At 75.9% G+C, this 18,356-nt stretch carries 17 protein-coding genes; 6 read left to right on the top strand and 11 right to left on the bottom strand.

Features of this window, described 5'->3' with window-relative positions; translation table 11 throughout:
• Positions 1–95: 95 nt before the first annotated feature.
• Positions 96–1,241: a thiolase family protein gene (locus tag ACK586_RS23845; RefSeq protein WP_409333014.1), complete on the bottom strand. Its 1,146-nt coding sequence runs from the start codon at positions 1,239–1,241 to the stop codon at positions 96–98.
• 160 nt (positions 1,242–1,401) lie between these two features.
• Positions 1,402–2,577: a helix-turn-helix domain-containing protein gene (locus tag ACK586_RS23840; RefSeq protein WP_409333013.1), complete on the bottom strand. Its 1,176-nt coding sequence runs from the start codon at positions 2,575–2,577 to the stop codon at positions 1,402–1,404.
• Positions 2,578–2,804: 227 nt separating this feature from the next.
• Here ACK586_RS23840 and ACK586_RS23835 point away from each other — a divergent pair, with 227 nt between their 5' ends.
• Positions 2,805–3,575, top strand: a complete 771-nt coding sequence (locus tag ACK586_RS23835; protein WP_409333012.1) for a TetR/AcrR family transcriptional regulator — start codon at positions 2,805–2,807, stop codon at positions 3,573–3,575.
• 128 nt (positions 3,576–3,703) lie between these two features.
• Here ACK586_RS23835 and ACK586_RS23830 read toward each other — a convergent pair whose 3' ends face one another.
• Positions 3,704–4,876: a thiolase family protein gene (locus ACK586_RS23830; protein WP_409333011.1), complete on the bottom strand. Its 1,173-nt coding sequence runs from the start codon at positions 4,874–4,876 to the stop codon at positions 3,704–3,706.
• Positions 4,877–5,041: 165 nt separating this feature from the next.
• On the opposite strand from ACK586_RS23830, the gene ACK586_RS23825 reads away from it, so the two are divergent.
• Positions 5,042–6,166 carry an enoyl-CoA hydratase/isomerase family protein gene (locus tag ACK586_RS23825; RefSeq protein WP_409333010.1) on the top strand — a complete coding sequence of 375 codons (1,125 nt, stop codon included), beginning with the start codon at positions 5,042–5,044 and terminating at the stop codon, positions 6,164–6,166.
• Between the two features lie 82 nt (positions 6,167–6,248).
• Here the strand turns inward: ACK586_RS23825 and mftD are convergent, their stop codons facing one another.
• Positions 6,249–7,496, bottom strand: a complete 1,248-nt coding sequence (gene mftD, locus ACK586_RS23820) for a pre-mycofactocin synthase MftD (protein ID WP_409333009.1) — start codon at positions 7,494–7,496, stop codon at positions 6,249–6,251.
• Positions 7,497–7,689: 193 nt separating this feature from the next.
• On the opposite strand from mftD, the gene ACK586_RS23815 reads away from it, so the two are divergent.
• The 4 genes from ACK586_RS23815 to ACK586_RS23800 all read left to right on the top strand — a co-directional run bounded on the left by ACK586_RS23815 (position 7,690) and on the right by ACK586_RS23800 (position 11,410).
• On the top strand, positions 7,690–8,931 hold the full coding sequence (locus ACK586_RS23815; protein WP_409333008.1) for a CoA transferase: 1,242 nt from the start codon (positions 7,690–7,692) through the stop codon (positions 8,929–8,931).
• Positions 8,928–10,325, top strand: coding sequence for an amidohydrolase family protein (locus ACK586_RS23810; protein ID WP_409333007.1), 1,398 nt, complete (start codon positions 8,928–8,930; stop codon positions 10,323–10,325). The genes ACK586_RS23815 and ACK586_RS23810 overlap by 4 nt, the downstream gene beginning before the upstream one ends.
• A gap of 94 nt (positions 10,326–10,419) precedes the next feature.
• On the top strand, positions 10,420–10,947 hold the full coding sequence (locus tag ACK586_RS23805; protein ID WP_409333006.1) for an FAS1-like dehydratase domain-containing protein: 528 nt from the start codon (positions 10,420–10,422) through the stop codon (positions 10,945–10,947).
• Between the two features lie 25 nt (positions 10,948–10,972).
• Complete coding sequence (locus tag ACK586_RS23800; protein WP_409333005.1) at positions 10,973–11,410, top strand: MaoC/PaaZ C-terminal domain-containing protein; 438 nt, start codon at positions 10,973–10,975, stop codon at positions 11,408–11,410.
• Positions 11,411–11,461: 51 nt separating this feature from the next.
• Here the strand turns inward: ACK586_RS23800 and ACK586_RS23795 are convergent, their stop codons facing one another.
• The 7 genes from ACK586_RS23795 to fdxA form a co-directional block, all read right to left on the bottom strand.
• Positions 11,462–12,274: a mycofactocin-coupled SDR family oxidoreductase gene (locus ACK586_RS23795; protein WP_409333004.1), complete on the bottom strand. Its 813-nt coding sequence runs from the start codon at positions 12,272–12,274 to the stop codon at positions 11,462–11,464.
• 29 nt (positions 12,275–12,303) lie between these two features.
• Entirely contained in the window at positions 12,304–13,515 is a 1,212-nt protein-coding gene (locus ACK586_RS23790) for an NAD(P)/FAD-dependent oxidoreductase (RefSeq protein WP_409333003.1), read from the bottom strand.
• Positions 13,516–13,529: 14 nt separating this feature from the next.
• Complete coding sequence (locus ACK586_RS23785; RefSeq protein WP_409333002.1) at positions 13,530–14,072, bottom strand: DoxX family protein; 543 nt, start codon at positions 14,070–14,072, stop codon at positions 13,530–13,532.
• A gap of 134 nt (positions 14,073–14,206) precedes the next feature.
• Complete coding sequence (locus tag ACK586_RS23780; RefSeq protein WP_409333001.1) at positions 14,207–14,515, bottom strand: hypothetical protein; 309 nt, start codon at positions 14,513–14,515, stop codon at positions 14,207–14,209.
• 110 nt (positions 14,516–14,625) lie between these two features.
• Positions 14,626–16,077 (bottom strand): NAD-dependent succinate-semialdehyde dehydrogenase, encoded by a 1,452-nt coding sequence (locus ACK586_RS23775; RefSeq protein ID WP_409333000.1) that lies wholly within the window; start codon positions 16,075–16,077, stop codon positions 14,626–14,628.
• A gap of 111 nt (positions 16,078–16,188) precedes the next feature.
• Positions 16,189–17,844, bottom strand: a complete 1,656-nt coding sequence (locus tag ACK586_RS23770; protein WP_409332999.1) for a thiolase C-terminal domain-containing protein — start codon at positions 17,842–17,844, stop codon at positions 16,189–16,191.
• A gap of 53 nt (positions 17,845–17,897) precedes the next feature.
• The coding region (gene fdxA / locus ACK586_RS23765; protein WP_425330396.1) for a ferredoxin at positions 17,898–18,356 on the bottom strand (459 nt) is incomplete at its 5' end.

Below are 18,356 nucleotides of genomic sequence, written 5' to 3'. Positions count from 1 at the left end.
ACTACAAGATCAACTCGACCGGCAGCAGCCGGCGAGCCGACCCAACCTGCCCACCATCAGCCAAGACCCGACTTGACTTCGACCTCATAGGTTGGTCAGAGGAGCTCGAAGATCGTGGCGTTGGCCTGGCCGCCGCCCTCGCACATCGTCTGCAGGCCGTAGCGGATGCCGTTGTCGCGCATGTGGTGCAGCAGCGTCGTCGCGATCCGGGCGCCGGAACCGCCGAGCGGGTGGCCCAGCGCGATCGCGCCGCCGTTCGGGTTGAGCGCCTTGGCGTCGGCCCCCACGTCGGCCAGCCACGCCAGCGGCACCGGCGCGAACGCCTCGTTGACCTCGAACGCACCGATCTCGTCCAGCGACAGCCCCGACCGGCGCAGCGCCTTCTCCGTCGCCGGGATCGGCGCGGTCAGCATCATCACCGGGTCGGCGCCCGCCAGCACCGCGGTGTGCACCCGCGCGATCGGCGTCAGCCCCAGCTCGCGCGCCTTGTCGCTCGTCGTCATCAGGAGCGCCGCGGACCCGTCGGAGATCTGCGAGGAGTTGCCCGCGGTGATCACCCCGCCCTCGGGCTTGAACACCGTCTTCAGGGCGCCCAGCACCTCGGCCGTCGTCCCCGGGCGGATGCCCTCGTCCTCGGCCACCACCGTGCCGTCGGGCAGGGTCACCGGCGCGATCTGCCCGGCGAAGCGCCCCTCGGCGCGCGCCGCGGCGGCCCGCTCGTGCGAGCCCACGGAGAAGTCGTCGCACTCCTCGCGGGTGAGGCCCCACTTCTCCGCGATCATCTCCGCGCCGACGCCCTGGTTGGGGAAGACGCCGTAGCGGGCCATGAAGGCCTCGCCGAAGGGATCCTGGTCGATCAGCGAGGCGCCCATCGGCACCCGGCTCATCGACTCCACGCCCCCGGCGACCACCACGTCGTACTGCCCGGCGACCAGACCGGCGGCGGCGAAGTGGATCGACTGCTGCGAGGAGCCGCACTGGCGGTCGATGGTCACGCCGGTGACCGTCTCCGGCCAGCCCGCCGCCAGCGCGGCGGTGCGTCCGATGTCGAACGTCTGCTCGCCGACCTGGCCGACGCAGCCCCAGATCACGTCCTCGACCTCGGCGGGGTCCACGCCGGCCCGCTCCACGAGCGACCGCAGCACGTGCGCCGACAGGTCGGCCGGATGCACGCCGGACAGCCCGCCCTTGCGCCTGCCGACCGGGGTCCGGACGGCCTCGACGATCACCGCGTCGCGCATGTCTTCTCCTCTGAGAGATGTCCTGGCGGTCACTGTACGGTCGGCCGCGCTCCCGCCCGGTGCAGGCGGAGCTCTGCGACGCGCGTCCGCCGGACCGGCAGCCGCGGCAGCGCGGGGACCGGGCCGACGATCGCCGCGTGGACCGGCGCCGGCGCCGGCCTCAGACCGCCGGGACGAACTCGCGCGCCAGCCGGGCCAGCCGGTCCTGCGGCAGCTGGTGCAGCAGCTCCAGCCGCTGGCAGGCCGCCCGCCCGGGGACGGCGATCCCGCGCTCCCACGTCCGCACCCGGCGGCCCGTCGTCCCCAGCCGGCGGCCGAGCTCCGCGGCCGAGAGCCCCGCGGTGGCCCGCAGCGCCTCCAGCACGGCGGGCAGGTCGGCGGGCAGCCAGACGCGGCGCACGAGGATCGGCGGCACCGGGACCGCGCCGGCGCGCAGCACGTCGGCCAGCGGACGCCGGTAGCAGCGGGCCAGCGCCCGCGCGGCGGCCAGGCCCGGCCGGCGGCGTCCGTGCTCGTAGCGGCGCAGCGTCCGGACGCTGATGCCCACGTGGTGCGCCGCCTCCTGCTGGCTCATCCCGGCCGCCGTCCGCAGCCGTGCCAGCGCCGGCATCGCGTCGGTCCGGGCGACCGGCGTCGCGCCCCTCTCCAGCAGCTCCGCGGGCGAGAGCCCGAGGACCGCGGCGACCCCCTCCAGCCGATCCTCCGGCACGCGGGTGCGCCCGTTCTCCCAGCGGTGCGCGGTGGTCGAGCCGATCCCCAGCGCCGCGGCGAACTCCCGCTGGCTGCACCCCGCGGCGCGGCGCAGGCCGCCGAGACCCGGCAGCGCCGAGCCGTCCCACCTCCCCGCCGGGGTGTCCTCGAGCAGCGCGTCCAGCCGCTCGGGCGCGACCCGCAGCACCCGCGCCAGCGCCGGCCGGTGGCCGGGACTGGGCCGGCGGCAGCCGTTCTCCCACCGCGAGACGCTGGCCGGGGTGACACCGACCCGGTTGGCCACCTGCGTCATGGTCAGCCCGGCGGCCAGACGTGCCCGGCACAGCGGCGAGGCGTGCCGGCCACCGGAGGTGCGCTCCGTGCGCACCCGGTCCTCGCCGGCGACGGCCCGCGCGGTCAGGTCGTCCCAGCCGAACAGCCGGGCCAGCGCCGCGAGCTGCAGCGGCTGCGGACGCCGGCCCAGCTCCCAGTTGCGGACCGTGGTGCGCGCGACCCCGAGCCTGCGGGCGAGATCGCCGTGGGTGAGCCCGTGCGCCGCGCGCCAGTCCCGGACGTGCGCCGCGAGCGTGGGCGCGGCCGGCACGGGCACGACGCGTGCGGGTGGCGCCCAGGGGGAGGCGGTCACGGCGACCTCGCTCTCGGATGACGGGGGCAGCGCCCCGGACGGACGCCACCGCTGTCCGCGGCGAGTACCCGTGGACGTTTCGACAACTATCACATGACGGTGTCGGAGGGGAAGCATCCGGCGTCCCCGCGCAGGTGGAGGGCCCCCTGGCGGCGGTTGCAGCGCGGGCCGGGGACGGAGGAGAACCGGACTAGGCTGGGCCACAGTCCTCGGAAGGGAAACCCGGCGTGTCGTCCACCCCTGCTCCCCAGAACCCGCCGCGCAAGCGCCGCGCGCGGGGCTCGATCAGCGCCGGGGAGATCCTGCAGGGCGCCTACGACCTCGCCTCCGAGGAGTCGCTCGAGGCGCTGAGCATGCCGCGGCTGGCCCAGCGGCTCGACGTCGGCGTCACCAGCATCTACTGGTACTTCCGCAGCAAGGACGAGCTGCTCGACACCCTCGCCGAGCGGGCCATGGCGGAGTTCGACCGCCGCATCGACATCCCCGGTGACCTGCCGTGGGACGAGTACCTGCGCGCCTACTTCCGCCGGCAGCGGCGGATGTTCCGCGAGCACCCGCTGCTGTGCGACCTGGTCGTGCTGCGCGACTCCAGCACCCCGGAGGCCGACCGGCTCTCCGCCGAGCGGATCGACCGCGTGCTCCAGGTGCTGGTCGGCGCCGGCTTCGCACCGGACGAGGCGATGAACGCCTACGCCGCGCTGTCGGTCTTCACCCGCGGCTCGGCGGCGCTGGCCCGCGTCGCCGGCGAGGGCGCCCCGCCGGTCGACGTGCCCGCCGGGCCCTTCGAGGAGCCGCCCCGGCTGCGGGTCCTCCTCCGGCTGGAGCGGCCGCAGCTGCTGGCCATGACCGGCGACGAGGAGTTCGAGTTCGGCCTGGAGAACACGCTGCGGGGGCTGCGGGCACGCCGGGCGGAGCTGCTGGCCGGCGAACCGTGCCTGGACGCCACCCGGGAGCGTCCGGCGACCGGGCACGAGCCGCAGCCGGCCGCCGGCCGCTGACCTCCGCAGGTGCGCCGCACGAGGCAGACGTCCTGAGCGTTGGCCCCCGACCGGCCGTTCCGGCACCGGGAGTGGCCGGTCCGGGGACAACGCCCCCGGACGCAGCGGTGAGGCGGAGCGAGGGGGTCCTACACCTCGATCAGGACCGCGCCGGACATGCCGCCGCCGGCGCACATGGTGGCGACACCGAGGCCCCCGCCCATCCGGCGCAGGTCGTGGACCAGCGTGGTGAGCATGCGCGCGCCGGACGCCGAGATGGGGTGCCCGAGGCTGCAGCCGCTGCCGTGGACGTTCACCTTGTCCTCGTCGATGCCCAGCAGCTTGCAGGCGGCGACGGGCACGGACGCGAAGGCCTCGTTGATCTCCCACAGCGCGATGTCGCCGACCGACAGGCCGGCCTTGTCCAGCACCTTCGGGATGCCGTCGAGCGGGGCCATGCCGGTGCGGCGCGGGTTGGTGCCGGTCGAGGACCAGGCCCGCACCGTGGCCAGGGGGGTGAGGCCCTCGCTCGCCGCCAGGTCGCCGCTGACCAGGGTCAGCGCCGCGGCGGCGTCGTTGACGCCGCTGGCGTTGCCGGCGGTGATCGAGAAGCCCTCGATCTCCGGGTGCAGGACCTTGAGCGAGGCGAGCTTCTCCAGCGTGGTGTCCCGGCGCGGGTGCTCGTCGACGGCGAAGTCGACGTAGCTCCCGTCCTTCTGCAGCGCCTTGACGGAGACGATCTCGTCGGCGAGCAGGCCGGCGTCGATCGCCTCGACCGCCCGCTGGTGGGAGCGGAACGCCCAGGCGTCCATGTCCTGGCGGGTGAGCCCGGCCTCCTGGGCGGTGTTCCAGCCGACGGTGATCGACATGTCCCGGCTGGGGGCGTCGGGGGCGTCGGGGTGGATCGGCGGGAACCACGACTCGACCTGGTCGGCGGTGCCCGGGACCCGGCGGGAGAACATCGGCGACAGCGACGACGACTGCACGCCGCCGGCCACGATCGCGCGGTCCATCCCGGAGCGGATCTGGGCCGCGGCGATGCCGACGGCGGTCAGGCTGCCCGCGCAGTGCCGGTTCACCGCGACACCCGGCACGTGCTCCAGGCCGGCGGCGATCGCGGCGTACCGGCCCACGGCGGCGCCGCCGTACAGCGACTCCGCCCAGACCAGGTCGTCGACCAGCTGCGGGTCGAGGCCGGACCGCTCGATCGCCGCGGTGAGGACGGTCTGGGTCATCTCCTCGGACGTGGTGTCGGCGAGGGTGCCCTTGCGGGCCGTCCCGATCGCGGTTCGGACTGCGCTGACGACGACGGCCTCGGGCATCGGTACCTCGATCTGCTCAGGGGGACGAACGGGGGGCGGGAGCCGGCGGCGTCCCGGGCCCTCCCGCAATGTAGAACGGCTTACGGTACGCAACAAGCAGACGGGCCGGCCGCCTCGCGCGCCGCCCCGGACCGCCTCCGCCACCGGACCGACAGGAGCGACGAGATGCAGGCCAGCCTCCCGGCAGCGGACGGCGAGGAGGTCCTGCGCGCCGCTGCGGTCCGGGCGGCCGACCTCGCCGGGGCCCCGCCCCCGCCGCTGGTGCTCGACGGCGGGGGCCGGCCGGTCGACCCGCTGCTGCTGGTGGACGCCGGCGAGTTCACCGCCCTGCCCCCGGACGCCCGCCGCCGCGCGCTGACCGCCCTGCGCGGCAGCCGGCGCTGCACGGTCGCGCTGGCCCGCGGCGTCGAGCGGGTACCCGGGGAGCTGGCGCAGGCCGTGGACCTCTGCCTGGCCGCGGGCTCCGGCGACGCCCGCACGGTCGCCGTCCCGGACCTGACGGCAGCGGTCGCCGGGCTCGCCGGGCGCTTCGCGGCGACCCCGCTGGCCGCGCTGACCTTCGTCTGGCTGCTCCGGCAGAGCGCCGGGCTGCCGGTGCCGGCGGCGCTGAGCGCGGAGTCGGCCGCCTACTCCACCCTGCTCGCCGGCCCGGAGTTCGCCCGGTGGCTGGCCGCGCGCGGGCCGGCGCGCGACCCCGACGACCGGACCCGCCGGGTCGTCACCACCCGGGTCGGGGACGTGCTGCACGTCCGGCTGGACCGGCCGGCCCGCCGCAACGCCGTCGACGCGGCCATGCGCGACGCCCTGCTGGCCGCACTCACCCCGGCCGAGTGGGATCCGCACCTGCTGGTCGAGATCACCGGCGAGGGGCCGGCGTTCTCCGCCGGGGGCGATCTCGACGAGTTCGGGTCCGCGCCCGACCCCGCCCGCGCGCACGTGGTCCGCCTCGGCGCCGGCGTGGCCGAGGCGATGCACCGGCTGCGCGACCGGGTGACCGTGCGCGTGCACGGCACGTGCCTCGGGGCCGGCGTCGAGCTGCCCTGCTTCGCCGGCCGGGTGCTGGCCGCCCCGGACACGCGGCTCGGCCTGCCGGAGCTGGCGATGGGCCTGATCCCCGGCGCCGGGGGAACCGTGAGCATCGTGCGGCGGGCCGGCCGCTGGCGGACGGCGTGGCTCGGCCTCACCGGCACCCGGATCGACGCGGCCACCGCACTGGCCTGGGGGCTGGTCGACGAGGTCCTGGACCCCGCCCCGGTGGCCGACGGCGGGGCGGAGCGTCCGGCGCGCTGACCGGCCGGCTCCCCCGCGGACGACGACGGCGGCGGCACCCGGGTCTCCCCGGGCACCGCCGCCGCCGGAGCGGGCTCCGCCGTCAGCGGGGGCTGGCCTTCTCCCGCTGGGTCCGCGGGCCGGAGGTGCTCTCCGTGGCGGCGGCGAGCGCGCCCTCGGCCCCGAGGTGCCGCTCGAAGCCGGCCGGGACCACCAGGTCGTCGCGGGACAGCTCCCCGATCGAGGGGTGACCCAGGCCGACGAGCGCCGAGCCGAGGCCGTCGCGCAGCAGGTCCAGCACGTTCTCCACCCCGGCCTGGCCGTTGGCCGCCAGGCCCCACAGGTAGGCGCGGCCGATCATCACCGCGCGCGCGCCGAGGGCCAGAGCCTTGGCGACGTCGGAGCCGCGGCGGATGCCCCCGTCCAGCAGCACCTCGACCTGGTCACCCACGGCCTCGGCGATCCCCGGGAGGGCGCGGATCGAGGCCGGCGTCCCGTCGAGGTTGTTGCCGCCGTGGTTGGACACCGAGATGGCGGTGGCGCCGGCGTCGATCGCGCGCTTGGCGTCGTCCACCCGCATGACGCCCTTGAGCATGAACGGCGCCTCGGGCCACAGGCCGCGCAGCCAGGCGACGTCGTCCCAGGTCGGCATCGGCGACTGCATCCACTGGCCGTAGGCACCGAAGAACGTCGGCGCGGGGTCGCCGGGGTGCGCGACCATGTTCGGCACGGTCAGGTCCGGGATGCGGCCGGTCTTGACGAAGTCGAGCAGCCAGGCCGGCTTGAGGGCGACCTGCGGCGCGTACCGGCGCATCGCCTCGAAGTTGATCTTCTCCGGGATGAACGGGCTGCCCCAGTCGCGGCCGTAGGAGAACGACCAGTCCAGGGTGGCGATCAGCCCGGCGGCGCCGGCCCGCCTGGCCCGCTCGACCTTGGCCGCCATCGTGTCCCGGTCGCCGACCCAGTAGAGCTGGAAGAAGGTCTTCGGGTTGGCGGCGATGACCTCCTCCATCGGCTTGCTGGCCATCGACGACAGCCCCATCGCCGTGCCGCGGGCCGCGGCGGCGCGGGCGACGGCCACCTCGCCGTCGGGGTGCACCGCCTGGACGCCGGTGGGGCTGATCATCACCGGCAGCGAGATCTCCTGGCCCATCACGGTGGTGGCCATCTGCTTGGAGTTGGCCAGACCGGCGCTGTGCGGCGCGAAGCCGATCTCGTCGAAGGCCGCCAGGTTGTCCGCGGCCGTCAGGCCCTTCTCCGAGCCGGCGACCAGCGCGCCGTAGACGCCCTTGGGCAGCCGGCGCTTCGCCCGTCGCTGGGCCTCCGCCACGGTCTCGAACCACTTGCCCACTGCGCACCCCTCGTCGGTCGGCCCCGGCCCTCGTCGGCCGGGTGGCACTGAGTGTCACGGTAGAGACGCGCGTCCGCCCCGTCCAGACGTCGCGACCGCCGGGCCACTCCGGAGAAGGGCCTTGTACCCGCGCGCCGCACGTCGTTAGCGTCGGCACCGCCCGACCGATCAGCCCCCGACCGCAGAGGACGCCGTGCCCGAGTCGACCGACTGGGCGGCCTCCGGCGTCGTCGCGCTGACCGGCTCCCCCGGCGGCCCGCCGCTCGTCCCTCCGGGCCGCGCCGCGACCAGGGCCCGGGAGCTGACCGACCGGATCGCGGCGGCCACCGCGGACACCGCACACCCGGTCCGGCTCGACGGTGCCCGGCTGCTGGCCGAACGGGCGGCGCTGACCGGGCACCGGCGAGGCGGCCGCGTCTCCGCCGGCGGCAGCTGCCGGCTGCTGCCCACCCTCGACGGCTGGGCCGCCGTCTCCTGCGCCCGCCCCGGTGACCCGCTGCTGCTGGGCGCGCTCGTCGGCGAGGAGCTCACCGGCGACCCGTGGCCGGTGGTGGCGGCGTGGGTCGGCGCGCACCCCGGCGAGGAGCTCGCCGCCCGGGCCGAGCTGCTCGGTGTCGCGGCCGGTCCGGTCCGCCCGCCGGAGGTGGCGCCGCCTCCCCTCCCCCGCCTGCCGGCCCGGCCGGTGGCCGGCCTGCTCGTCGTCGACTTCTCCGCGCTGTGGGCCGGACCCCTCGCGGCCTCGCTGCTGGGCCTGGCCGGTGCCCGCGTGGTCAAGGTGGAGGTGCCGGACCGGCCGGACGGCGCCCGCCGCGGCGACCCCGCCTTCTACCGGCTGCTGCACGCCGGGCACCGCTCGGTGCAGCTGGACCCCGCGACGCTCCGCGGGCGCGCCGCGCTGCGCGCCCTCGTCGCCGCCGCCGACGTGGTGGTCGAGGCCTCCCGGCCGCGGGCCCTGGCGGGCTTCGGTCTCGACGCCGGCGCCGCGGTGGCGGCGGGCACCACCTGGATCTCGCTGACCGCCGCCGGCCGCGCCTCGAACCGGGTCGGGTTCGGCGACGACGTCGCGGCCGCCGCGGGCCTGGTCGCCCGGGACGCCGGGGGTGACCCCGTGTTCGCCGGCGACGCCCTCGCCGACCCGCTGACCGGCCTCACCGCCGCGGCGCTGGCGATGACCGCGCCGGCCGACGGCTCGGGCGTGCTCTGGGACGTCGCGATGGCCGACGTCGTCGCGGCCACCCTGACCGGCGCGGAACCGGGCCCCTCCCCCGCCGCCCGGCGCGAGGACGGTCGCTGGGTGGTCGACACCCCCGACGGCGCCGTCCCGGTCGAGCCGCCCCGGCCGCGTCCCGCCTCGGGGACCCCGGCCGGGACGGCGCCGGAGCCCGGTGCCGACACGGCCGCCGTCCTCGCCGAGCTGGGCATCCCGGCGCCGTGACCGGCCTGCTGTTCCGCGGGGCCGTGCTCCTGGACGGCCGGCGGGCCGACGTGCGGGTGCGGGGTGGCCGGATCACCGCGGTCGGCGCCGGCCTCGACCGCGCCGCCGAGGAGGTCGTGGACTGCCGGGGCGGAACGCTCCTGCCCGGGCTGACCGACCACCACCTGCACCTGCACGCCCTCGCCGCGGCCGAGCACTCGGTGCCCTGCGCTCCGCCCGCCGTGGCCTCGGGCGAGGCGCTCGCCGCGGTCCTGGGCGCCGCCACGACCGGGGACGACGGGTGGGTCCGCGGTACCGGCTACGACGCATCGGTGGCCGGCGACCTCGACGCCGCGGCGCTGGACCGGCTGCACGCAGCGCGGCCGGTCCGGCTCCAGCACCGCAGCGGCGCGATGTGGGTGGTCAACTCCGCCGGGGCCGCGGTCCTGGACCTCGCCGGCACCGCGCACCCGGGGGTGGAGCGCGACGCCGCCGGGTGGCCCACCGGCCGGTTGTGGCGCGCCGACGACTGGCTGCGCGCCCGGCTCGGCGGCGGCCGGTTCCCCGACCTCACGGGGGTCGGGGCGCGGCTGACCCGCCTGGGGATCACGGCGGTGACCGATGCGACCCCCGACCTCGACCGGGCCGCTGTCGACGCGCTGGCCGCCGCCCGTCGGGACGGGGCGCTCCCGCAGGCGGTGCACCTGCTGGGCGCCCCGCTCGAGGGCGGGCTTCCGGCCGGGCTGAGCGCCGGGCCGCTGAAGCTGGTCCTGGCCGACTCGGGGCTCCCGGACCTCGACGTCCTGACGGGGCGGATCCGGTCCGCGCACGCCGCGGGCCGCCCGGTCGCCGTGCACGTGGTCACCCGGGAGGCGCTCGCCCTGCTCCTCGCCGCGCTCGAGGTCACCGGCGTCCGGTCCGGTGACCGCATCGAGCACGGGGCCCTCGTACCCCGCGGCGTCCTGCCCGACCTCGCCCGCCGGGGGCTGCGGGTGGTCACCCAGCCGGGCTTCCTGGCCGACCGCGGGGACGACTACCTGCGGGACGTGCCGGCCGACGAGCACGACGACCTCTACCGCGCCGGCAGCCTCGCCGCGGCCGGCGTACCGGTCGCGCTCTCCAGCGACGCCCCCCACGGTCCGCTCGACCCGTGGGGGGTGATGGCCGCCGCGGTGGGGCGCCGCACCCGCTCCGGTGCCGTCGTGGGCGCGGGCGAGCGGCTCGCGCCGGCCGCCGCCCTGGTGGCGTACCTCGGGCCGGCCGACGACCCGGGCGGGCCGCCACGGCGCGTGGCCGCCGGGGCGGCGGCCGACCTCGTGCTGCTCGACGGCCCACCCGCCGAGGTGCTCGCCGCGCCGTCCGCCGACCGCGTGCGCGCCGTCGCCGTCGCCGGCCGGCTCGCGTGGCAGCGGTGACCCCGCGCGTTCCGGGCCGGTGGGGTTCGACACTTCCACATGTATCGTCCGATCCGGCCGGGAGAGCCGGCGATCCGAGCGGAGGGAGCCGCACGTGGGCGCACCGGGACTGGTCCGGCCGGACATGGCGGCGATCGTCGGCCGGCCGTTCGGCGTCATGGAGTCCTACCCGGTGGCCGCCTCCGACATCCGGCGCTGGGCGATCGCCGTCCACCACCCGGAGCCCCCGCCGGCGCACTACCTCGACCCCGACGCCGAGGCCGCGGGCCGGCTGGTCGCGCCGCTGGACATCAACGTCTTCGCCTGGGCGGTGGCCCACCGCGAGCCCGATCCCGAGCGGATCGACGTGGACCCGCAGCACACGGCCGTCGGCGCCATGGAGCACAACCTCGGCGTCCGCCCGCCCGATCTCTTCCGCGCGCTGAACGGCGGGCTGTCGGTCGACTACACCGGCGTCCGCATCCGTCCCGGGGACGTCATCCGCTCGCAGACGGTGATCGAGCGCTACGAGGAGAAGGAGAGCCGCCTGGGCGCCATGCTCGTGACCCACAACGCCACCACGTGGACCAACCAGGGCGGCGAGGAGATCAAGACCGCCCGCATGGCCCTCATCCGCTACTGACCCCGCCGACCGCCGAGGAGCACCGATGACCGACGTCACCACGGGGGCACCCGCCGGGGAGTTCGAGGTCGGGTCCGCCGTCCCGCCGTTCACCCGCCCCGCCGGCTTCCACGCCTGGAACCGCTACGCCGCCGTCAACCACGAGTTCGTCGACATCCACATGGACGACGAGTCCGGCCGGGCCGCCGGCATGCCCGGCGCCATCGGCATGGGCAACCTCATCTGGGCGTGGATGCACTGCGCCGTCGAGCAGTGGCTCGGCGACCGCGGCCGGCTCGAGCACCTGGAGTGCCGCTTCAAGCAGCCGGCGCTCAAGGACGACACCATCACCGTCACCGGGACGGTGACCGGCCGGAGCACCGCCGAGGACGGCAGCACCGTGCTCGAGCTCGACCTGTGGAGCGAGAACCAGACCGGCACCCGGACCGCCCCCGGCACGGCCCGCGTCCGCCTCACCCCCTGACCCGCCGCCGGCGGCCCCGGACGCACGCCCGGGGCCGTCGGCCGGCACCGGCTACCGCAGCAGCGTCCCGAGGTCGACGGGCAGCTGCACCCCGGTCACGTGGTGCGAGTCGTCGGAGGCCAGGAAGGCGACGACCGCCGCGATGTCCTCCGGCTGGGAGATCGGGTCGGGCAGCGTCTGCATGAAGATCGGGCCCAGGGTGGCGGCGTTCTCCATGATCAGCTCACCCATCCGGGCCGGCTGCATGCCGGTGGCCACGCCGTGCGGGTGGATCGTGTTGACCCGGATGTTGTGCTGCCCGAGCTCGACGGCCATCGACTTGGCCAGGCCGACCACCCCGTGCTTGCTGGCGGCGTAGTGCGCGAGGAAGGGGTGCCCGCGCAGGCCGGCGACCGAGCTGGTGATGATGATCGACCCGCCGGTGCCCTGCTCGATGAGGGTCGGAACCGTGGCCTTCATGGTGTAGAAGGTGCCGGTCAGGTTGACGTCGATCGTCTCCTGCCACTGCTCGACCGGGATCTCCCACGACCAGTTGCCCGAGCAGATGCCGGCGTTGGCCACCACGACGTCGAGGTGCCCGAACTCCGCGACGCCGTCGGCCACCAGCTGCTGCAGCGCCGGGAGGTCGCGGATGTCGGCCGTGCGGGCCAGGATCCGGCGGTCCTGCGCCTCGACCAGCCGGACGGTCTCGGCGAGGTCCTCCTCGGTCGGGCCGGCGTAGTCGGTCGACTCGGCGGTGGCGCAGTTGTCCAGCGCGATGATGTCGGCACCCTCCGAGGCGAGACGCACCGCCTCGGCCCGGCCCTGGCCGCGCGCGGCCCCGGTGATGAGGGCGACCTTGCCGGCCAGCCTGCTCGCGGTCATGCGGTCCTCCTGTGCTGTGGGGTCGTCCGTCAGCCGACTGCGGTCGCGGCGTCGGACAGGGCGAGGACGTCGTCCCGGGACGCGCCCTCGGCGATCATCCCGCGGTAGCGGACCAGCTTGGCCGGGGCCCCGAAACCGACGACCCCACCGAGCACCCCACCGGCGAAGTAGCCGACGACGGTGCCCTTGACCGGGCCGCCGTCCATCCCGCTGCCGTGCAGCTGCGCGACTTCCTCGGCCAGGTCGGTCCGGCCGAGGGCCTGGATCTTCATGCCGAACTGGTCGGACCACACGTACGGCACGGTCGGCGCCGGGCCCTCGGTGCCCAGCACGTCGCAGGCCACGACCGAGGACTGGTCCACGGTGGTGGTCCAGTGCTCGTTGCGGTGGTGGCGCCCGCGCGCCCCGTCCCACCAGGCGGCGAGGTCGCCCAGCGCCCACACCCCGCTGGTGCCGAGCACCCGGCCGGTGGCATCGCAGGCCAGGCCGTCGCTCGTGTCCAGCCCGGCCCCGTCGAGCCAGGCGACGTCGGGCTGCGAGCCGATGCCGACGAGCACCAGGTCGGCGGTCACCGTCGACCCGTCGGAGAGCTCGACGGTGCGCTCGTCGACGAACCGGGTGATCCGGGTGCCGCAGCGCAGGTCGATCCCGGCCTCGGTGAACAGCCGGCCCGCCAGCGCTCCCACCTGCCGGCCCAGGGCGCGCTCGACGGGCACCGGCAGCGCCTCGAGCACCGTCACGCGCACGCCCGCGCCGTGCGCGGCGCAGGCCACCTCGGCACCGATGAAGCCGGCGCCCACCACGAGCAGCGACGACAGCGAGGCGAACGCGCTGCGCAGGGCGATCGCGTCGTCGAGGGTGCGCAGGGTGACGACCCCGTCCGGCTGGCCGGGCAGCCGGCGGGCGGTCACCCCGGTGGCCAGGACGACGGCGTCGCCGGTGACCGCCGTCCCGTCGTCGAGCCGCACCGTGGTCCCGTCGAGCCCGACCGCGCGACGGCCGAGCACCGTGACGGCGTCGAGCTCGGCGAGGGCGTCGACGTCCCGGAGGGTGGCTCTGGCCGGCTCCCAGGCGCCGGTGAGGACCTGCTTGGACAGCGGCGGCCGGTCGTAGGGCGGGTGCACCTCCGCCCCGATCAGCGTGATCCGCCCGGTGTAGCCGCGGCTGCGCAGCTGCTCCACGGTCCGCAGACCGCCCAGCCCCGCACCCACGACGACGACGTGCTCCGGGATCTGCGACACGGTGCCCACCCCGATCAGGCCGGGACCGGCTTCGGTGCGGGCTTGCGCCAGAAGGTGGCCAGCTGGGCGGCGGCGCCACCGATCCCGAGGCCGGCGGCCAGCAGCGCGGCGCGCGACCCCGAGAAGCGGTCGGTGCCCAGGGCGTGGTCGACGCTCCACCGGCCCGGACCGAGGGCGGCCAGCACGACGGAGGCCACGGAGAGGTTGAGGACGAACTCGTACCCCTCGTTGACCACGAAGAACCCGTTGGGGAGGTGCACCGACCGGGCCGCCACGGCGAGCGTGCCGACGACCGCCGAGGCGGCGAGCGGGGTCGCGGCGCCGAGGACCAGCGCGGCCCCCGAGCCGATCTCCACCACGGCGCTGGTCTGCGCCTGCAGCTTCGGCTGCTTGAAGCCGATCGAGCCGAACCAGCGCGCGGTGCCCTCGAGCGTGCGGCCGTGCCGGACGCCGTGCGCGATCATGGTGCCGCCCACCACGGTGCGCAGCAGGAAGCGCGAGACCCCCAGGCCCGCACCGCCGGTCTCCGACCTCGTCGTCCGCGTCTTCCGGGCCACCGGGCTCTCCCTTGCTCGGGGTCGGCCGCTCGCGGCCCGACCATGGGTTCGGCCGCTGCCGCACCGGCAGCGGGGTATTGCGGGGGCAGGCCCCGACCGGCGGCGGCGGGACCCGGAGGCCCCGCCGCCCGCGCTCAGTCGGAGGCCGGCAGGGGCTGGGCGCTCTTCTGCGCCAGCGGTGTGCCGTTGACGGCGACGGCGTAGTCCCCCGGCTTCACGCACAGCAGCTCGAGGCCGAGGGCCTCGTCGGCGTAGCGCTTGCCCATGAGGACGCCGGTGCCGGGGTCACCCTGCGCGGTCACGCCCGCGGCCGCGGGCTGCCCCGGCGCGATCATGGGCGCACCGCCGCACGTGACGTCGACGTCCCCCTGCGGCGCCCGGACGACCACCAGGGACGTCGCGTCGACCGCACTGGTCAGCGTCTGCCCGACCTTCAGCTCCATCTGCCCACTCCTCGCTTCCCGCACGGCTCTTTCGTCCGTGCGACGTGTCGTTGCTGCGGCTGCTCCGCCGGCCGGGTGGCGCACCGGGGCAGAGCGGAACCCCTGCCGCGTCAGGGGACGACGAGTCCCACCAGCTTGACGTCCAGGTACTCGTCGATGCCCTGGGCCCCGCCCTCGCGGCCCAGACCGCTGGCCCCGATCCCGCCGAACGGTGCGGCGGCGGCGGTCGGGTTGATGTCGTTGACGCCGACGATCCCGAAGCGCAGGGCCTCGGAGACCCGCACGGCCCGGCCCAGGTCCCGGGTGTAGACGTAGGAGGCGAGCCCGTACTCGGTGTCGTTGGCCCGCTGGATCGCCTCGTCCTCGTCGTCGAACGGGATGAGCGCCGCGACCGGACCGAAGGTCTCCTCGCGGTAGATGACCATCGACTCGTCCACGTCGGCGAGCACGGTCGGCGCGAAGAACTGCCCGGCGGCCAGTTCGGCCTCGAGCAGCCGCGAGCCGCCCGTCAGCAACCGGGCGCCCCGGTCCACCGCGTCCTCGACCTGGTGCGCGACCTTGTCCACGGCGGCCCGGTCGACCAGCGGGCCGATGGCCACGCCGTCGGTCGTCCCGGCGCCCACCTTCATCGCCGCGACCCGCCCGACCAGCGCGTCGGCGAAGGCGTCGACGATCCCGCGCTGCACGAAGATGCGGTTCGGGCTGATGCAGGCCTGGCCCGTGTTGAGGAACTTCACCAGCGAAGCGCCCTTCGCCGCGTGCACCGGATCGGCGTCGTCGAAGACGATCATCGGCGCATGCCCCCCGAGCTCCATGGAGACGCGCTTCATCGTCGCCGCCGCCCGGGCGGCCAGCGCCTTGCCGACCTCGGTGGAGCCGGTGAAGGTCAGCTTCCGCACGACGGGCGAGTCCAGCAGCCGGTCGCCGACGGCCTCGGGGCGGCTGGTCGTCACCAGGTTCGCGACCCCCGCGGGCAGGCCCGCCTCGGCCAGGATCTCGACGACGGCGACCGCGCACAGCGGCGTCTGCTCGGCCGGCTTGAGCACGCTGGTGCAGCCGGCGGCGATCGCCGGAGCGAGCTTGCGGGTGATCATCGAGATCGGGTAGTTCCACGGCGTGATGCCCGCGACGACCCCGACCGGCTGGCGCAGCACCGACAGCCGCTGCTCGGGCCGCGCCGAGGGGATCGTGCTGCCGTAGACGCGCTTGGCCTCCTCGGCGAACCAGCTGAGGAAGTCCGCGGCGTAGCGGACCTCGTTGCGGGCGGCCTTGAGCGGCTTGCCCTGCTCGGCCGTCATGAGGCGGGCGAGCTCGTCGGACCGCTCGGTCATCAGGCGGTGGGCGGTCCACAGGACCTCGGCACGCTGGTAGGCGGTGGTCCGGCTCCACGGGCCGGAGGCGGCCTCGGCGGCGGCGATCGCCCGGTCCGTCTCGGCCGCCCCGGCGTCGGCCGCCCGGCCGATGACCGTGCCGTTGCTCGGGTCGGTGACGTCGAACGTGCGACCGTCGTCGGCCGGCAGCCACTTGCCGTCGATGAAGAGCGTGTCCCCGTCGTTGGTCATGCACCCGTCCACGTTTCGAGAAGCCTCACAGCGTCGCTCAGCATACGGGCCCTGCACCCGCCGGTCGAGACCCGGCCCGGCGCCCGCGGGACCTGCTGCCGACGCGACCGCTCAGGAGTCCGTGCGCAGCAGCAGCACGCCGCTCGGGGTGAGCCCACCGCTGCTGACGACGGCCACCCGGGCGCCGTCCACCTGGCGCTCGCCGCCCTCCCGGCGCAGCTGGACGACCGCCTCGTGCACCAGCCCCATGCCGTGGGTGCGACCGTGGGAGAGCTGGCCGCCGTGGGTGTTCAGCGGGAGGACGCCGTCCCGGGCGATGTTCTTGCCGCCGTCGAGGAAGTCCCTGGCCTCCCCGACGCCGCAGAAGCCCAGGCCCTCCAGCCACGACAGGCAGTTGAAGGTGAAGCCGTCGTAGAGCAGGGCGACGTCGACGTCGTCCGCGCGCAGGTCCGTCCGCGTCCACAGGTGCGCGGCCGGGCCGAAGACCTGGGGTTCGTGGGTGGAGGTGCTCTGGTCCCACTCCATCCGCTCGATCAGCTGGGTGCCGACCGCCTCCACCCGCACCGGCGGCCTGGCCAGGTCCCCGGCGGCGTCGGCCGCCGAGACGACGACCGCGATCGAGCCGTCGATCGGGACGTCGTTGTCGTAGAGCCCGAACGGCGTGGTGGTGAGCCGGGCCCCGAGGTAGTCGTCCATGGTCAGCGGGTCCCGGTACACCGCGGCGGGGTTGAGCGCGGCGTTGGCCCGCTGGTTGAGCGCGATCCAGCCCAGCGTCTCCCGGGTGGCGCCGTACCGGTGCATGTACCGGCCCGCGGTCTGGGCGAGCAGGTGCGCGGCCGAGGTGGCGCCGAAGGGCATCCCCCACCCCATGTCGCCGCTCATCCGGCCGCCGCCGGGCCGCAGGTACCCCTGCCGCATCAACGTCTCCTGGCTGGACTGCCACAGCGTGCGGAAGCAGAGCACGTGGCGGGCCAGGCCGGCGGAGACGGCGAGCATGGCCGCGATGACCGAGCCGCCGGGGCCGAAGGTCTCGCTGCCGCCGTTGTACCAGGTCGGCCGGATGCGCAGCGCCGCCTCGAGGGCGGTCACGCCGCCCTCGCTGAAGCCGCTCTCCACGCCGCCGCCGGGGTAGGTCGACAGGCCGTCGATGTCGTCCATCGTCAGGCCGGCGTCGGCGACGGCCTGGGTGCAGGCCTCGACGGTGAGCGACAGCGGGTCGACCATCTGCCGGCGGGCGATCCTCGACGCGCCGATCCCGGACAGGACGACGTCGTCCTCGAACTTCCTGGTCCCCAGCCGCGGCCGGACCAGCGAGCGGACCGCCTCGGCCGGCACCTCGTCCTCCGGCAGCGGGGCCGGCTGCGCCGGCTGCTCGGCGGCCGGGCGGAACAGCGGCAGCCAGACGTCCTCGTCCTGCTCGAAGACGACCTCCACGGCCATGCCCAGATGCAGGTCCCCCGGCTCGGCCCCGACGACCCGCGTCGTGAGCTTGACCCGCGGGTCCTCCTCGAGCGCCACCTGCGCGAGGACGTAGGGGTTGGTCAGCCCCGGGTAGGGATAGTGGTGGTTGACCGTGAACCCGAAGAGGGTGCCGCGGCCGGACACCTCCCGCACGCCGAGGTCGGTGCTCCGGCAGGAGGGGCAGGTCGGCTTCGGCGGGTGGACCAGGCCGGAGCAGGAGGAGCACTCCTGGATCCGCAGCCGCCCGTCGGCCCCGGCCTTCCAGTAGAACTCGGTCCAGGGCAGCACCAGCGGCAGCAGCGCCATCAGGGGGTCCTCTCGTCGTCGGGTCCGCCGCGGGTCGGCCGGCGGTGGGCGGGTCAGTCCGCGGCGGGCCGCGGCGGCAGCGCGGTGATCTCCGGCGGGTCCGGCACCGTGCCCTTCGGCAGGTTCGGGGTGCCGCCGGGCGAGCCGACGCCGGCGAAGAAGGACGCGTTCACGGCCGTGTAGCCGGCCCACTCCTCGGGGAGGTCGTCCTCGTAGTAGATGGCCTCGACCGGGCAGACCTGCACGCAGGCGCCGCAGTCGACGCACTCCTCGGGCTGGATGAAGGCCATCCGCCCGCCCTCGTAGATGCAGTCGACCGGGCAGGCGTCGACGCAGGAGCGGTCGAGCACGTCGACGCAGGGTTCGGCGATCACGTAGGTCATGGAGTGCTCCAGGCAGGGGCCCTCGACGGCTCCCCGCGCGGTGCGGGTGGACCGGGGCCGGTGGGGTGGGTGGAACGGGGGAGGGCGCAGGCCGGCACCGGCCGGGTCCGGGGAGCCGGTCCCCGGACC

Origin of the sequence: Trujillonella humicola (assembly GCF_046233715.1) — a bacterium.
GTDB lineage: Bacteria > Actinomycetota > Actinomycetes > Mycobacteriales > Geodermatophilaceae > Trujillonella > Trujillonella humicola.
The sequence above is the reverse complement of the archived record's forward strand: the minus strand, read 5'-3'. Positions and strand labels throughout refer to the sequence as shown.

What these genes read in the sequence shown, in the direction of transcription:
- ACK586_RS23845 (WP_409333014.1), bottom strand. Translation starts at nt 1,241, where the DNA reads ATGCGCGACGCGGTGATCGTCGAGGCCGTCCGGACCCCGGTCGGCAGG.
- ACK586_RS23830 (WP_409333011.1), bottom strand. Translation starts at nt 4,876, where the DNA reads ATGCCCGAGGCCGTCGTCGTCAGCGCAGTCCGAACCGCGATCGGGACG.
- ACK586_RS23825 (WP_409333010.1), top strand. Translation starts at nt 5,042, where the DNA reads ATGCAGGCCAGCCTCCCGGCAGCGGACGGCGAGGAGGTCCTGCGCGCC.
- ACK586_RS23800 (WP_409333005.1), top strand. Translation starts at nt 10,973, where the DNA reads ATGACCGACGTCACCACGGGGGCACCCGCCGGGGAGTTCGAGGTCGGG.
- ACK586_RS23795 (WP_409333004.1), bottom strand. Translation starts at nt 12,274, where the DNA reads ATGACCGCGAGCAGGCTGGCCGGCAAGGTCGCCCTCATCACCGGGGCC.
- ACK586_RS23780 (WP_409333001.1), bottom strand. Translation starts at nt 14,515, where the DNA reads ATGGAGCTGAAGGTCGGGCAGACGCTGACCAGTGCGGTCGACGCGACG.
- ACK586_RS23775 (WP_409333000.1), bottom strand. Translation starts at nt 16,077, where the DNA reads ATGACCAACGACGGGGACACGCTCTTCATCGACGGCAAGTGGCTGCCG.
- ACK586_RS23770 (WP_409332999.1), bottom strand. Translation starts at nt 17,844, where the DNA reads ATGGCGCTGCTGCCGCTGGTGCTGCCCTGGACCGAGTTCTACTGGAAG.